The sequence below is a fragment of the Catenuloplanes niger genome (assembly GCF_031458255.1).
GTDB classification, from domain to species: Bacteria; Actinomycetota; Actinomycetes; order Mycobacteriales; family Micromonosporaceae; genus Catenuloplanes; species Catenuloplanes niger.
In genome coordinates this window covers 6,356,601-6,371,624 of record NZ_JAVDYC010000001.1, presented here as the reverse complement: position 1 = coordinate 6,371,624, position 15,024 = coordinate 6,356,601, and the positions used below count along the sequence as shown (strand labels likewise).

General features: G+C 68.6%; 10 protein-coding genes. 1 reads left to right on the top strand and 9 read right to left on the bottom strand.

All coding sequences use genetic code 11. The features are described 5' to 3' along the window. Positions 1–15: 15 nt before the first annotated feature. From J2S44_RS28335 to J2S44_RS28310, 6 genes are all read right to left on the bottom strand, one after another. On the bottom strand, positions 16–387 hold the full coding sequence (locus J2S44_RS28335; RefSeq protein WP_310420119.1) for a hypothetical protein: 372 nt from the start codon (positions 385–387) through the stop codon (positions 16–18). Between the two features lie 93 nt (positions 388–480). Continuing rightward, positions 481–654 (bottom strand): hypothetical protein, encoded by a 174-nt coding sequence (locus J2S44_RS28330; RefSeq protein ID WP_310420117.1) that lies wholly within the window; start codon positions 652–654, stop codon positions 481–483. Positions 655–675: 21 nt separating this feature from the next. Next, positions 676–2,703 carry an Hsp70 family protein gene (locus tag J2S44_RS28325; protein ID WP_310420115.1) on the bottom strand — a complete coding sequence of 676 codons (2,028 nt, stop codon included), beginning with the start codon at positions 2,701–2,703 and terminating at the stop codon, positions 676–678. A gap of 29 nt (positions 2,704–2,732) precedes the next feature. After that, the gene (locus J2S44_RS28320; protein ID WP_310420113.1) at positions 2,733–3,554 is read right to left on the bottom strand and encodes a carbohydrate ABC transporter permease; all 822 of its coding nucleotides are present in this window, start codon (positions 3,552–3,554) and stop codon (positions 2,733–2,735) included. Further along, positions 3,554–4,447, bottom strand: coding sequence for a carbohydrate ABC transporter permease (locus tag J2S44_RS28315; RefSeq protein WP_310420111.1), 894 nt, complete (start codon positions 4,445–4,447; stop codon positions 3,554–3,556). The genes J2S44_RS28320 and J2S44_RS28315 overlap by 1 nt, the downstream gene beginning before the upstream one ends. 1 nt (position 4,448) lies before the next feature. Then, entirely contained in the window at positions 4,449–5,759 is a 1,311-nt protein-coding gene (locus J2S44_RS28310) for an ABC transporter substrate-binding protein (protein WP_310420109.1), read from the bottom strand. Positions 5,760–5,887: 128 nt separating this feature from the next. Between J2S44_RS28310 and J2S44_RS42975 the strand changes: the two genes are divergently transcribed. Next, positions 5,888–6,454: a serine hydrolase gene (locus J2S44_RS42975; protein WP_374728024.1), complete on the top strand. Its 567-nt coding sequence runs from the start codon at positions 5,888–5,890 to the stop codon at positions 6,452–6,454. 807 nt (positions 6,455–7,261) lie between these two features. Here J2S44_RS42975 and J2S44_RS28295 read toward each other — a convergent pair. From J2S44_RS28295 to J2S44_RS28285, 3 genes are all read right to left on the bottom strand, one after another. Next, the gene (locus J2S44_RS28295; RefSeq protein ID WP_310430165.1) at positions 7,262–7,555 is read right to left on the bottom strand and encodes a hypothetical protein; all 294 of its coding nucleotides are present in this window, start codon (positions 7,553–7,555) and stop codon (positions 7,262–7,264) included. 63 nt (positions 7,556–7,618) lie between these two features. Then, the gene (locus tag J2S44_RS28290; protein ID WP_310420102.1) at positions 7,619–8,149 is read right to left on the bottom strand and encodes a hypothetical protein; all 531 of its coding nucleotides are present in this window, start codon (positions 8,147–8,149) and stop codon (positions 7,619–7,621) included. Continuing rightward, positions 8,143–14,979, bottom strand: coding sequence for an RHS repeat-associated core domain-containing protein (locus tag J2S44_RS28285; RefSeq protein WP_310420100.1), 6,837 nt, complete (start codon positions 14,977–14,979; stop codon positions 8,143–8,145). The genes J2S44_RS28290 and J2S44_RS28285 overlap by 7 nt, the downstream gene beginning before the upstream one ends. Between the last annotated feature and the right edge of the window lie 45 nt (positions 14,980–15,024).

Here is a 15,024-nt window from a genome sequence, read left to right as displayed (position 1 = left end):
TACGCGTCCCGCCGCTCAGCGCTGCGGGACGCGCACGACACCCTCGGTGCGGAAGATGAACCGCCGCGCCGCCGCACGCACGGCCGCCCACTCCGGGGCCGTGGCCAGCACGCCCGGATCCCACAGCGCACCGCCCATCGCGTCCAGCAGGGCGCCGATCCGCCGGACGAGCGCGGCGTCGGCCTCGGAGACCCAGCCGGCGTCCTCGAGCTGGTCCATCAGCAGTGCCGCCTCGCCCAGCTCCAGCGCCAGCTCGTCCGCGAGGCCGGCGGTGCCGATCGCCTCCAGGTAGGCACGCTGCCCGTCCGCGTCCAACGCCAGCCGCGCCACCGCACGGATCAGGGTGCCGTGGATCCAGGCCAACCGTCGAGGATCGTCGAGGTCCATATCGGTACTCCGTCCGTGGTGAGGCTCATTAGCCGTACGGGATGGGATTCCCGTCCGGATCCAGCTCGTGGCGGTCCCCGGCCAACTCGATGATCAGCCGCCCGCGGTGTACGGCCCGCGCACCCGGATCGGCCGCGCCGGTGCGCCCAGCCGCCGGCGCTCGGCGAGCCAGCCCGCGGTGACCACCAGCAACGCCACGATCAGCCCGAGGAAGGTCAGCTCGAGTGCACCGCGCCGGAACGCCTGTCCCGCGATCCCGGTCGCCACCGCCATCCCGTTCGGGCAGCGTCAGGGGCGGTGTTCGATGGCGTCGTCGAGTTCGTCGATCACCTGCTGCCAGTGCTGGATCAACAGCGCCGGGTCGAAGCCGCGCAGTTTCCACCGGCTGTTGCGGCGCAACGCCTCGTCGAAGTCGTCCAGCAGCGATCCGGGGGCCAGCAGCGTCCACACGTCCAGATCCAGTGCGTACGAGAGGTCTCGCGCGATCGTGCCGGCGCCGAGCAGCAACCGCGGGATCCAGGCGTCCCGGCCACCGGCCAGGTTGTCGGTGACCAGGTCCAGTTCGTAGCGGTGTTCCGGCGCCGGGAACAGCACCGGCGGCGTGACCCAGCGGACGAACCCGGCCCAGCCCGGCCGGTCGCACAGGTCGTGCGCGGCGTCGCCGTGCAGGTAGGCGAGCAGCCCGTCCGCGGTGCCGAACACCTGGACACGGCCGCCGGCGGCGAGGAACCGCGGCTCCTCGTGCGTGCCGCCGCGGCCGTCCTCGTCCGGCTCCCGGTCGATCCAGCGCAGGGTGATCCCGGTACCGGCACCGGTCGCGATCTCGATCGTCTCGATCCGCGGATATCCCGGCACCGGTTGCCACGGCGCGGCCGGCCACAACGCGGGCTGCTGCCAGGGATTCGGCGCCGGCTGCCAGGGACCCGAAACCGGCTGCTGCCATGCGGTCGGCGCGGGCTGCTGCCAGGGTCCCGGCACGGACTGCTGCCACGGATCGGGCGCCGGCTGCCAGGGACCCGAAACCGGCTGCTGCCATGAGGTCGGTGGAAAGGGCTGCTGCCCATCAGCCGGCAGAGGCGCGGCAGCCGGAACGGCCGGCGGCCCCGCGCCCACCGGCGCAGCCGGAACCACCGGCGCGACCGGCACCTCCGGAGTGGCCTGCACGACCGGAGCAGCCGGCACGATCGGAGTGGCCGACATGGCAGAAGCGGCCGGAGGCCCGAAATCCTCGGGCGCAACCGAATCCACCGATGCTGCCGTAGCGGCCGGAGCCTCCGACCCCGGCGGCGCTGCCGGGACCGGCGACGCCACAGCAACCGGCGGCACCGCGGTGGCCACTTCCGGCCACGGCATGGCCAGCGCGCCGTGTGCCACCACCAGTTCCGGCGTCTCCAGCGTGATCGGCTCGATCCCGAGCGCCCGGTGCAGCAGCGACGCCACCAGTGGCATGCGGGCGCCGCCGCCGACCGGCAGCACCGCGGCCACGCGTACCCCGGATCGCTGCATGGTCTGCGCGGTCAGCGCGACCGTGCGTTCCAGCAGCGGCGTCGCCTCCGCCTCGAAGGCCGCGCGGCCGATCTCCACCGGCGCGGGCAGCATCGGCACCCGCAGCCAGCCGGCCGGCTGCGTGGACAACTGCTCCTTGACCGCGCGTGCGGCGTCCCACAGGTCGCGCTGCGCCCGGCGGTCGTCGGCCGTCCGCGGGTGGGTCAGCCGCGACCACACGTCCGGCGACGTACCCGCGGTGAGTCGCTGGGCGATGCCGACCACGATCGCGTCCAGGTGCAGCCCGGACACGTCGGCCAGCCCGTCCGTGGCCACGATCGCCGGGCCGGCCGGGCCGGACCGGATCACCGTGACGTCGAAGGTCCCGGCGCCCAGGTCGTAGACGGCGAGGTCGGGCACCGGCCGCCCGAGCGTGGTGAGCAGGTGGTGCGCGGCCGCGACCGGCTCGGGCACCAGCCGTACCGTGGAGATCTGAGCCCAGGCCGCGGCCTCGGTCAGCGCCGCGAGCTGTGCCGGGCCCCAGGCGGCCGGATGGGTGAGCGTGACCGCGCGGCCGCCGGCGCCGGCGGCGTACAGGATCGCGCCGAGCGTGTAGCCGACCGGGAGTTCGCGTCCGCCGGCCCGGATCACACCGTCCGCGACCCGGAGCTTCGGGTGCCGCTCGACGGTCTCCGCCGCGAGCGCGTCCGCGCCGGTCAGCATGGTGCCGTCCGCGGTGACCGCGACGGCGGAATCCATGATCAGCGGCTGCGGCGGCGCGCCGGACATGGTGACGGTGGTCGACGTACCGAGGTCGATCGCGAGCTGCACCGCACCAGTGTGCACAGCGTTCGCAAGATTCACCCCTTGCGGCCCTGTGTGGCGACGCCCTCGATGAAATACCGCTGGCAGAGCAGGAACGCAATGATCATCGGTACGGTGGTGAGCACCGCGCCGGCCAGCACCACCTCCCAGCGCGCCTCGCCGGCCTGGCCGAACTGGTCGAGGATCGCCTTCATCCCGCGCGGCATGGTGAACAGCGCCGGGTCACGCAGGTAGATCAGCGGCCGCAGCAGGTCGGACCAGCTGGCCCGCAGCTCGAACACGAACGCGACGATCAGCGCGGGACGGCAGAGCGGCACCGCGATCCGCCAGAACAGCCGCCAGTAGCCGGCGCCGTCGACGCGCGCGGCCTCGAACAGCTCGCGCGGCACGCCGAGGAAGAACTGCCGGATCAGGAAGATGTAGAACGCGCTGCCGAACAGGTTCTGCGCCCAGAGCGGCACCTGCGTGGCGGCCAGGCCGAGCTCGTTCCAGATCAGGTACGCCGGGATCATGGTCACCGCGCCGGGCAGCATCATCGTGCCGACGACCAGCGCGAACAGCGCGTTCCGTCCGGGGAAGCGGAAGTAGGCGAAGCCGAACGCCACGATCGCGCTGGAGACCGTCACGGTGCCCGCGGCGGCCAGCGCGACCACCACGCTGTTCGTCAGCCAGGTCAGCACCGGCGCGACGGACCAGATGGTCACGTAGTTCTCCGGCGCCCACTCGCGCGGGATCAGCGCGTTGTCGAACACGTCCGGCCGTGGCTTCAGCGACGCGCTGACCAGCCAGGCGAACGGGTACGTGAAGACGACCGCGGCCAGGGCCAGCCCGGTCCAGATCGGCCAGCGACGTGCCATCAGCCACCCCCGTAGTGGACGAAGCGGCGGCTCAGCCGGACCTGGACCAGCGTGACCACCATGATGATCAGGAAGAGCAGCCAGGCGAGCGCGGACGCGTACCCGATGTGCAGGAACTGGAACGCCTGCTGGAAGAGGTAGACGACGTAGAACAGCGCGGCGTCGCTGCCGTACGTCTGCTGGTTGGCACTGCCGTAGAACGCGGTGTAGACCTCGTCGAACGTCTGCAGCGAGCTGATCGTGTTGATGATCAGGGTGAAGAACAGCGCGCCGCTGATCGCCGGCACGGTCACCGCCCGGAACCGCCGCCACGCGGACGCGCCGTCCATCTGCGCCGCCTCGTGCAGGTCCCGGGGCACGTCCTGAAGCGCGGCCAGGTAGATGATCACGGTGCTGCCCAGGCTCCACGCGCCCATCAGCACCAGGCCCGGCTTGATCCAGGACGGGTCCACGGTCCAGTCCGGGCCGTCCAGCCCGACCAGCCCGAGCGTGCGGTTGACCAGCCCGGACTGCCCGTTGAAGAGCAGCAGGAAGAGCACGCCGACCGCCACCTTGGGGGTGACCGTGGGCAGGTAGAAGACGGTCCGGAAGAACCCGGCGGAACGGCGCCCGGCGCGGTGCAGCAGCAGCGCCAGCGCGAGCGACACCACCATGGTCACCGGTACGTGCAGCGCCGTGTAGAGCAGCGTGTTGCCGAGGCTGGTCCGCACCCGGGGGTCGCCGAGCAGCGTGCGGTAGTTGTCCGCGCCGACGAACTCGGTGCCGGTCAGCGCGTCGTAGTCGGTGAACGACAGCACCAGGCTGGCGACCATCGGCCCGGCCAGGAAGACCAGAAAACCGATGATCCAGGGCGACAGGAAGCCGTACGCGGCCCAGGTGTCCCGGCGTGCCATCTCAGCCGCCGCGGTTCGCCTCGTCCAGTGCGGCCTGCGCCTGTTGCTGAGCCTGCGCCAGCGCCTCCGCCGGTGACTGCCGCCCGTCCAGCACCCGGTTGACCGCGTTCTGCCAGGCCGCCTTGAACTCCTCGCCGGCCGCCATCGCCGGCAGCGAGAACCCGGACTCCTGCGTCTCCAGCACGGTCCGCACCGCGGCGTTCGGCCGCACCACGTCCCGGAAGATCACCTCGTCCGCGCGGACGTTGCCGGTGAACGTCCCGGCGTACGGCTTGCCCGCGGCCGCCCGCGCCGCCGCCCGCGCCCGGGCCGCCGCGATCCACGTGTCGCTCGCCGTCATCGTGGCGATCCACCGGCATGCCTGCTCCTGGTGCGCGCCGCCGGCCGGGATCGCCCACGCGTTCCCGGTGATCCAGTCGACCGGCTTCCCGTCCCGCCCGCGGAACGGCGCCACCGTCACGGCCGTCCCCGGCGAGTTCTCCGCCAGCACGTTCAGGTAGAAGTCCTCCATCAGGAACGCGCCCAGCTGCCCACCGGCGAACTGGTTCCTCGCGCCGAAGAAGTCGAACGTGTCCCGGAACGACTTGAACGCGGCCCAGCCGCCCTGCGCCCGGATCAGCCCGACCGTGAACTCCAGCGCCTCGGCGACCTTCGGATCGTCCAGTTGCGCGGTCCGCCCGTCCGCGCTGACCAGTTCGGCGCCGTTCGCCCGCGCCCACATCGGCAGGAACTCCGGGATCTTCGGGTCGAACCCGATCCGCCGCAGTTTCCCCGCCTCGATCACGGTCAGCCGTTCGGCGCTCGCCGCCAGCGCGTCCCAGTCGTCCGTGGCCAGTCCGGCCTCCCCCGCCACCGCATCGTTGATCATCAGGACCCGGTTGTTGTAGAAGTCCGGCAGCCCGTACAGCTGCCCGCGCAGCGTCGCCTCCGCGACCGCGGCCGGCCGGAACGCCGCCACGTCGATCCCCTCGCGCGCCACGCAGTCGCCGAGCGGCATCAGCGCGCCCTTCGACGCGTACGTGCCGAGCAGCCGCCGCTCCATGTAGACGAGGTCCGGTGGCTGCCCGGAGGCGACCGCGGACAGGAACTGCTGCGCGTCGAAGCTGCCCTCGGCCGCCGTCGCGGTGGCCGGTGCGATGCGCGCGTTCGCCGCGTCGAACCGGGTGCGCGCGATCTCGTCCCCGGTACCGAAGCCCATCATCGTCAGCGTCACCCCGGCGCCGTCCCCGCCGCCGGCGCCACCCACCCCACCGCACCCGGTGACGAGCAGTGCCACCAGCCCCAGCCGTACACACCGGTTGACCGTCGTCATCGTCGTCCCCCCACCTCACCCGCCCTACCGGCGAATATAGGAGTGCGCCGATCAATGCGCAACGTCACGCCTCGATTACCCTGCGATGGTGGTACTGGCCGCACCATCGGCGGTGAGGCAGCCGGGGCCTGCGGCGCACCTACCTCGCCCACCCGCGCGCGGTCGACACCGGTCGCGGCTACGCCCACGGCTACACGATCATCTATTCCGGTCCGGAGCCGACCTACATCGACGCCACCGGCTGGTCGCTCACCTGGGCCGGCGCGGCCGGCGCGGTCGTCTCCGACCAGCGGGACCGGGCGCGGTTCTTCGCCGCGCTGCTGAGCGGGAAACTGATGTCGGAGCGGCAGCTCGCCGAGATGAAAACCACCGCGCCGATCCCGGCCGCGTTCCAGATCCTCGGCGATCACGGCCTGGGCCTGATGCGCAAGGACACGCCGTGCGGTGTGGTCCGGGGTCACGGCGGCGACACGAACGGCCACCACAGCACCGCGGTGACCACGGCCGACGGGCGCCGCACGGCGGTCAGCGACACCACGATCTCACCCGGCGGCGACGCGCGGCGCTACCTCCGCCTCGCGCTGGCCGCCGAGGACGCGCTCAGCTGCGAGCTGCTCGGCAAGCCCGTCCCCACGGAGGTGCTCGGCAAGCTGCGCGGCACGACGCCGCTGCCACCGCTCGAGGAGGACAACTGATGCGGCCCGCACTCGCCGCCCTGACGGTGGCCTGCACCACCACGATCGCGCTCGCCGCGCCGGCCACGGCCGCGCCGGCCGCCCCGCCGTACGGCATGTCGGACATGGTGGTTCCGGGCGAATCTGCCCGACAACCTGGTGGTCGCCGCAGTCCGCGCCCCCGCGCCGCTGTAGCGACATTCCTACCGTTCCTGAGCCGCGTCGCCCCGGGAGACGCACCTCGCCGGTGGTAGACGTCGGACGAGATCCGCACATGGTGCGGCCTTCGGCGAGTGCACTGTGCGGCGTTGAAGCATGGGGTTCGAGACCGCAGGTCGCGAAGAGCCACCCTCCCCTTGCTCTGGAACGGCCTGCGACTGTCCGCAGAGCGACGGAGAAGACGGGCTCGAAGCCGGCCGAGCCAACGGCCCACCGCAACGACTCCACGGTGAGCACTCGCCGCACCGCGGGGTTTCCGGGGGCTCGGCCCTCGGAGCGGATATGACAAGAGGCCGCGGTCGCGATTTACGCGAGCACACGGCCTCTGTATCGGGTGGGCGATACTGGGTTCGAACCAGTGACCTCTCCGGTGTGAACGCGGTCCAGGACCGGCGCCGACCAGCGCAAACTCAGTAATACCGTGGTGGCAGACAGCTACTCGCCGCCGTTCACGCTGTCCGACACCGCCTACAACCGGTAGCGGCACCCATTCCGCTCCCCGGCTGATCACGACTTCGGGGAGCAGCGAACGCACCGTACCCGCCGCACTGCCCGCGTCCACCACGACAGTGCTCCCACCCCGTCAGCAACATCGACCTGAGGGCGGACTCACATGAAATTGAGCCATTCTGCGTAACGGTGACTGACGCTGAGTGACCGGCGGTGCGGAGTCTCGGCGACCTCGGGTACGAAGGCCTGGCCGACACGGTCACGGTCGCGTTCGAACGACCGAAGAACGGCGGACTGCTGCTGGTTGAGCAGCAGTTCAACGAGGCCCACAACAGCCTGCGCGCGGTCGGTGAACGCGCCAAATGCCCTGCCCGAGATGACATTCCGGGCCCTGCGCAACGTCAGCCTCGACCCATGGCGGATCGGGAAGACCGTCGCTGCCGCACTGGTCATCCTGCATACCGAACACGGACGCACCATGCAACCGTCAGTAGTCAACTCATTGCTCGAACCACCTCACTGAGCATGATCTTGATCGTAATCCGTCACGTCGATTGAGGACTCGGCCCATGACGCGCGCAAGTCAGCACAGTCGATAATAACGACGCCGCCAGTCATTCTTATCTCGTGGCGGCAGCCGACGGCGCTAGGAACTATCTCGTCCAACTGAACACTTCCCAAGCGTCGACTTTCGGGCCAAATGCGCGTGGTGGAATTCATTTCATCCACCTCCATGGTGAAATTTTGAACACCATCGTAGACAATCGTCAGCGGCCCATCGTGCTTGAACCGATTCGGCTCGAACTCAATCACAGCACCAACCCGGGCTTGCCCCGCCTCTCGCAATGAAATGGCTTTGACAGTCAGATCCTTCACACATCGGGAAGCAGTGAAGTCGTAATGATCTGCGTCCGAAGCGAAGGCACGCGCCCCGTCAGGCAACTGTGGCAGCAGGTCATCGAGCACTTCAAGGTACGGTCCAGGATCAAGAGCCGTTGCAGACCACGCGCCTTGGCCTGATTCAACACGCACGAATCGCATCAGCATCCACCACCGCTCGACCCGATCATCGGGCGCTTCCAGGCATCGCCCTTGATATTCGCGTCAGCCGGAATCTGCCCAATTTTACGCATCTGATCTACCGCAATTCCCTTGAGCCGATTGTGCACCTGGTCCGGCACATTCACGTCATTTGCATTGATGTTGTGCTTATTGAAGAAGCCATTACTCCCGTAAATACCCACTTCGGTTCCTCGATGGTACACGTGGATTTCGAACGACGCCTGGCCGCGGACATTGAACTGGTCCATCCGAGCCGTGTAATCGCCATAGAGCCGGATGTTGTCCTGGAGACCGCCGCCTCCGTCGTTGTGCACCAGCACGGGTGTGTTGCCGGCGAGCACATAGTACGTGTGGAGGCCATCGACAGTGAGGTCGTAGGCTGCCGCTCCGAAGGAGAACCCGTACTCGATGTCTTGGAGGATGGCGGGTCGGCCACTCGGTGTTAGGAGGGCGTCGCCGGCATCGACTTCGTCCATCCTCTGCCACTGACGGTCGCTGGCGTTCCAGACGAGGTGATCCTCCGTGGCCTTGAGGGCCTCGCCGTCGATTCGCACTAGAACGAGATCATCGCGGTGGGGCCACAGATGCGTGACCTTCCGGGCGCCGCTTTCCCCGGTTTCGGGGTCACTGGCAGCAACCTCGTCTCCAACCTCGATGTCCGCGATTTCTTTCGAGCTTCCGTCTGCCATGAGGACCCGGGTGTCGCCGCTGAAGCTGCAGAAAAGCTTTGCGGCGGCGCCTGCGGCGGTCAGACCGGCCCCTCCCGCGATGCCCACCTCGGCAGTGATCAGGCCCGTCGAGATGGCACTTCCCGTGGCGGCGAATTCGGCCGCTTCATCGGCGATGGAGACGATGCCCCTGACGCAAGCAACGATGGCGGCGGTACAGACGAATGAACCGAGGATGAACCCAGTTATCAGAAGTGCGTCACTGGTGGACTGCCGATTCACGATCTCGGGGTGCGTGCTGCAGTGCTCGTATGAACCCCCCACGCTCTGACAGAGATACATCCAGTTGTCGGTGCTGATCTTGGACCAATCGATGACCTCCTGCCAGCTCAGGCGCTCGGTGCCGTTGTACATCACGTTCGAGCGGATGCCGTCCTGCGCCCATTGAGGTAGGACAGCGATCGGGATGGGGCTGTCCAAGGGGTTCTGCGCGACCGGTGCCGGGGTGGGCGGCTTGCCGTTGCAGTTGCACGGGTCGAAGTAGTCGGTGCGCAGGCCGGTGGGGTCGGAGGAGGTGATGGGGCTGTTATTGGCGTAGGCGTAGCCGTTCCACTGTTGTGGGTCGGCCAGGTCCATGATCGGGTCAACGGAGATGAAGCGGCCGAGGCCTGCGTCGTACTCTCGCGCGCCGATGTGGATGAGGCCTGTGCGGTCTTTGTCTCCGCCGACGAACGTCTTCTCGTTCGGCCAGGTCACCGGTGTTCCCCGGTCGGCGCCGTACGGGGTCTGGCGGCGGACGGTCACGGCGTGGCTGACGGAGTTGATGGTGAGGTTCTGGGTGTTGTGGTGGTCGTTGTAAACCCAGGACAGGCTGTCGATTGCGGTGCCGGTGCGGGAGGCGACGACGGATCCGTCGAAGGTGTAGTAGCGGGTGGCGGTGCTGGTGGTCGCGCCGGTCGCCCGGCGGACCTCCATGCCGGGAAGGTAGAGGGTGATGCCGGTGAGATCGCGCCGGATCAGGCGGGTGCCGTCGGCGTCGTAGACGTAGGTGTGGGTGTCGCTGTTCTCGACGGTCTTGGCTAGATGACCTTCCGCGTCCCAGGTGAGAGTCTGATTGGCGGAGGTTCCGTACCGGCTGACGGTGTTGCCGGCACTGTCGTAGGTGAACGGGCGGGTGACTGGTGCGGCGCCGGGAGCGACCGTGGTCGTGCTGGTCACCGCATGCGGCCGGACCGCGTTCGCGCCCGAGGCCGGGAACCCGTAGGTCGTGACGGTGTCGCCGGTGGGGTTGTGGCTGACCTGCTTGGTGCGGTTGCCGAGGTCGTCGATGGTCCAGTCGGTCCAGTACGGAGCCGGGCCACCAAGATCGGCGACGGAGGGTGCGCTCCCGCAGTCGATTCCGGCCTTCGGCGTCCACGCCGATGTCATACGCCGCAGCGCGTCGTAGGTGAAGCACTGCGTCTCCGCGTCGGCGGTGCCGGGCTTTTCGGAGACAGCGAGGATGTTCCCGGCCGGGTCCTGCTTGTATCTGGTGTCGGCCACCGCGGTGACCGCGTTCTGCAGCTTGACCGTGGTGTCGGTGACTCGGCGGGTGGTGGTGTCGTAGAGAACGTTGTTCTCGATGTAGTCGCCGGTCCCGATTTTCCGCCGGGCCAGGGTGGGTTCGCCGTAGGCGGTGTAGAGCTGGTTGACGACATACGTACCGATGGAGGGCAGGCTCGTTTTGAGCGTGTTCGGCAGGCCACTACCTTCGTGGAAGGTCGTGGTCACCATTTCGTTGGCGAGGCCGCCGGCAGGCGGATACGTGGTGCTGACAGCCTCTCCGTTGTACGGGGAATGGCCGTAGCCGAAGACCCAGGTCCCGCTGACGCCGGTCTCCACGGAGGGAATGACGTAGTTGGCGCTGGTGACCTGGTAGCGGTCGTTGAAGAAGCGCGCCTGCCATTTATAGGCGGCCGTGGTGCCCTTCGAGTTGCTCGCGTCGTACCTGATCGTCTCCGTCAGCTGTCCCTTGAAGAGGTCGCCGCCGTAGGTCTCGTCGTACTTCCATTCAGCGCGCAGCGCGCCGGTCGCGGAGTCGTCCCGCAGCGCTGTCTTCCGGCCGAGGCTGTCGTAGGTGTGGTGCACGACCTCGCCGGCGCCATTGGTGACGTTCTGAATCTCGTCGTAGGCGTTGTACGTGGTAGTGGTCGTGCCGGCGTCGGGATCCTTTGCGGTCGTCTGGCGGCCCTTGATGTCGTAGGTGTAGACCCACTCGTTCTTGCCGGCGTCGACGACCTTGGTCAGTTGCCCCTTGCGGTTGTGCGTATACGTCGTGGCGGTGTAGTCACCCGCGACGCCGGCCGCGGTGGTGTGGGTGCGCAGCTCGGTGGTGCGCCCGTAGACGTCGGTGATCGTCGTCGTCGCGGTACCGCCGGGAGGTGGCGTGACGAGGGTGCGGTCACCCTCGTGCACGGTGGTGGTACGCCACTTCTCGACCTGGTTCGTGTCACCCTCGGGGGCGAGCAGAATAGTGCTGGTGGGGCGGCCGGCCAGATCGTAGACGGTCTTGTTCACGGCGGGCACGGACCATGGATGGTCGTACCAGAAAGTCCCGGACGCGACGCCCAACTTCTGACGTGCGCTGTATGTTGCCTCGACCCGGCCCCACTCGTCGTACAGGGTGTCGGTGACGACACGCGCGTCGCTGCCGTCGAGGGCCGGCGTCTGCATCTGCCGCTCACGCAGAAGCCCGTCGAGGATGGTGTAGGTGGTGGTGTATCCGCCGCCGGCGTGCAGGACCTCGGACTTGATGTACGGGTACGCGGATCGATCGGCCGAGTAGTGGTAGGAGAAGCGTGCCCTCGGGTCGTTCGCGTGGGCGGTCTTGGTCCAGCCGGTGTCCCATGCTCTGATCACGCGGCCCAGCGGGTCGTAGTCGGTGCTGGTGACCTTGTTGTTGGGATCGATGGTGCTGGTGGTGCTGCCCCAGTACGGGTTGGTCTCGACGCTGCTGGTCCAGCCGAGGTGATTCGTCGTGGTGACCTTGGTGACGGGACCGCCTGAGGCGGGGGTGTAGGCGGTGGTGGTGGCGTTGCCCTTGATGTCCGTGCTGGACATGGCCCGGCCGAACGCGTCGAACGACGCGGTGCTGACGGTTTCGAACTCGGTGCCGCCCGCCTTGGTCCAGTTCTTGAGCTGCTCGACCTTGGTGACGTCGCCGATCACCGGCACCGCGTCGACGCTGGTTGCCTTGTCGTAGTAGGTACGACTGTCGCTGACGATGTCATCGGCGCTCTCGGGCGTGGCGCCACAGGGCAGGGCGGTGGTGACGACCCGCTTGGGGAGGCTGACGAGGTTCCGGGCGGTGTTACGGCTGTACGTGTTCGTCACGCAGGATTCGTCACCGGTGATGGCGAGGTCTCCGTCGTCCTGCACGGACACGGTGGTGCCGTACACGGGATCGGTGGTGGTCCGGGTGCGGGTGGTGCGCCAGCCGCGTGATCCGTCGACGCCCAGTGCGGTAGCCGTGTAACTGGCGGCGGTGCCGACGTATCGGGCGGTGACCGTGTCCCCGTTGATGGTGCGGGATGCGGTCGGCGGGGACTGCCACGGCACGTCGACGTTCTTGGAGATGGGTTTGTCGATGGTGCCGTTGTAGGTGACGGTCTCCCGGGTCATGCCGGCGAACGCGTCCTCGTCGTACACCGTCTCCGAGCCCAGTGAGGCGTTGACGGTGACTGTCCGGGTGCCGCCGGTCATGGACGCGCGGTCGCCGTGCATGCCGCGCAGGAAGGTGGTGCGGGTCAGCGACTTGACGTTTCCGGCGCCGACTCTGGTCGCCACGGTCGCGTACCCGCGCCACTGGTTCCAGGTCTTGCGGTTGCTCCTGACCAGTCCGTTGTCGTCGGCGAAGTGCCAGGCAGGGTTGCCCTCGTACTCGTAACTGGTGACCATCGGGGGCGACTGGGCGCCGTTCTTGAGCTGGAGGTCGGTCTCCGTGACAGAGGTGACCACGTACTTGTGCCACCACTCGACCATGTCGTATCCGGGCCTTGCCGGGTCCGGGCCGAGCACCGGGTAGCAGCGCATGCCGTTGGTCGGATAGGTGGCCGGCAGGTTCGAGGCGGTGCATTCCGGCAGCGAGTAGGTCACGTGCGTGGTCGCGCCGGTCTCGTTGATCACCTTCGACAGCCGCTGCCAGCTGTTGGTGGTGTTCGTCTTCGTCAGCACACGGTTCGGCATCGGCTCCGGCTCGAACGTGACCGGCGGGAGCGCGATGCTGCCGCCGACCAGGCCGGTCTTGACTATCGAGGACAGCCACAGGCCGGCGGCGCCGCCATCGCCCGGCGACGGGAAGCTATGGGTGAGTGCCCAGGACGCCACGTCCTGCCAACCGGCGCCACCCGTCTTGGCCGGGTCCCAGACGCGGGTAGTCACCTTGCTGAGCCGCTTGGTCGACCAGAAGGTCGGTGAGTAGGTGGTGCACTCGGTGGCTGTGGTGACGCATTCCTGGTCCCACGGCACATCCGGCCAGGTCTCGCCGTCGTGGCTGGAGCAGGCCGAGCTGATGCATCGGTCAGCCGTGTCGAAGTCGATCTGTGCACGTGCGGCCGTCGAACGGTCGTTCGCGCCCCGGTCCCAGGTGCCGTAGTCGATCCGGTCGAGCGTGCCGCCCCGCACGTAGTCGACGTTCTCGGTGTCGGTGCCGCGGGTCGCGTACTGGTTGAGTTCCTTGGTGTACCAGTACGAGGTGGTGTTGCCGTGGATATCCACGACGTAGTCGAGATTCCACCGATATGCCTGGTCGCAGACGGAGTCGGTGAAGCCGGTCTGATGGCAGGGCTCGCCGGCGTGGTTGCCGTAGACGGGCACGGTCCAGGCGGAACTCGTTCCGGCGCTGTGCCCGGGAAGGTTGTTCAGGCCGAAGTAGTACTGGGTGCCGTCGGTGGAGGTCACCTTCCAGTGCTCACCGTTGAGTGCGCCGTTCGACGCGCCGGTGAGCTTCTCGATCCGTGAGCCGTCCCTCGATCGGCCGTGCCAGCCCTTGCCCTCCTCGTAGACGAGCTCGGTCGCGGATCCGTTGAGGCTCATCGAGGCGTTGTCGGTACGCCAGCACATGTCACCGGTCAGCGTGTCTTTGGTGTTGTTCGACCCGCCTTCGATGTCTTCCCGGCACGGGACGTAGGCGCGCTCGATGAACCCACTGCCGAGCTCGAATCCCTCTCCGATCCAGGAGGGCTGGTTGTTCGACGCCGACGAGCGTCCGTCGACGCTCGACGAGGAGTAGGAGATCCCGACCGTCGGTGGTTTCCCGGCCGCGACCGGCGGGCTCTCGATGTTGTAGGACCAGCTGAACGAACCGGAGTTACCGCCTGCCGTCCACGTCGAGGACGCCGACAGCGAGGTAGCCGCGAAGTCACCGGAGGGGCCGGACGGACCGGCCGTCACGGCCAGCAGGGTTCCGGCCGCGGTCGGCACCGGCGCGTCGCCGGCGCGCTGCTCACGGGTGAGCGCCGCACCGGTGCCGCCGATCGGTTCCACGACCGCATCGGCGGACACGGTCGACGCGGCCGTGTCATTGACGGTCGGCAACGGGCGGGCGGTGCATCGGCTGCTCTCGGGCGTGGTCAGCGCACACTGCGGCAGCTGCCATACCTGCAGACGCGACGCCCAGTCAGCGCCGTACGCGTGCTTGAAACCGCTGTAGTCGACCGTGACGGCTGCGGTCCCGGCCGTCGTCGTACCGGCCGCTCCGCCGACGCGAAGAACCACACCGTCGCGCCAGAGCTCCGGCGTCCGCGCGCGGTCGATGACCTCGACCGTGATGTCCTCGGGCAGGCGATCGCCCGCAGCGCCGGCCGCCTTGGCGACGCTGACCGGCAACGCGCCCGCTTTGGCCCGGCCACCGGCACGAATCACCGCTCGCGCCGAGCCTGCCTTCGGCCAGACGACCGGCGGCAGATCCAGCGCGGGGATCGTGCGCTGGGCCGGACGGACGCCGGTGACCTCGCTGCCCCGAGTGTCGACCTCGTCTGCCTGTCCCCGCAACGGCACTGGCTTCGGCTCAACTGCGACGGCCGGTGGCACGGCGAGCAGGGTGCTCACCAGGACGCCGCCGAGCGTGCCCGCCAGCACCGCCCTCATCCGCTGGATGGTCCTGCTCACGTTGCTCCTCGTTCGTCTCACGTCAGCGGTGGGTATGGAGTCGGT

Excerpts from the sequence above, each read along its gene's own strand:
- J2S44_RS28310 (WP_310420109.1), bottom strand. The coding sequence starts at position 5,759 with ATGACGACGGTCAACCGGTGTGTACGGCTGGGGCTGGTGGCACTGCTC.
- J2S44_RS28320 (WP_310420113.1), bottom strand. The coding sequence starts at position 3,554 with ATGGCACGTCGCTGGCCGATCTGGACCGGGCTGGCCCTGGCCGCGGTC.
- J2S44_RS28290 (WP_310420102.1), bottom strand. The coding sequence starts at position 8,149 with ATGCTGATGCGATTCGTGCGTGTTGAATCAGGCCAAGGCGCGTGGTCT.
- J2S44_RS28315 (WP_310420111.1), bottom strand. The coding sequence starts at position 4,447 with ATGGCACGCCGGGACACCTGGGCCGCGTACGGCTTCCTGTCGCCCTGG.
- J2S44_RS28335 (WP_310420119.1), bottom strand. The coding sequence starts at position 387 with ATGGACCTCGACGATCCTCGACGGTTGGCCTGGATCCACGGCACCCTG.
- J2S44_RS28295 (WP_310430165.1), bottom strand. The coding sequence starts at position 7,555 with ATGACCAGTGCGGCAGCGACGGTCTTCCCGATCCGCCATGGGTCGAGG.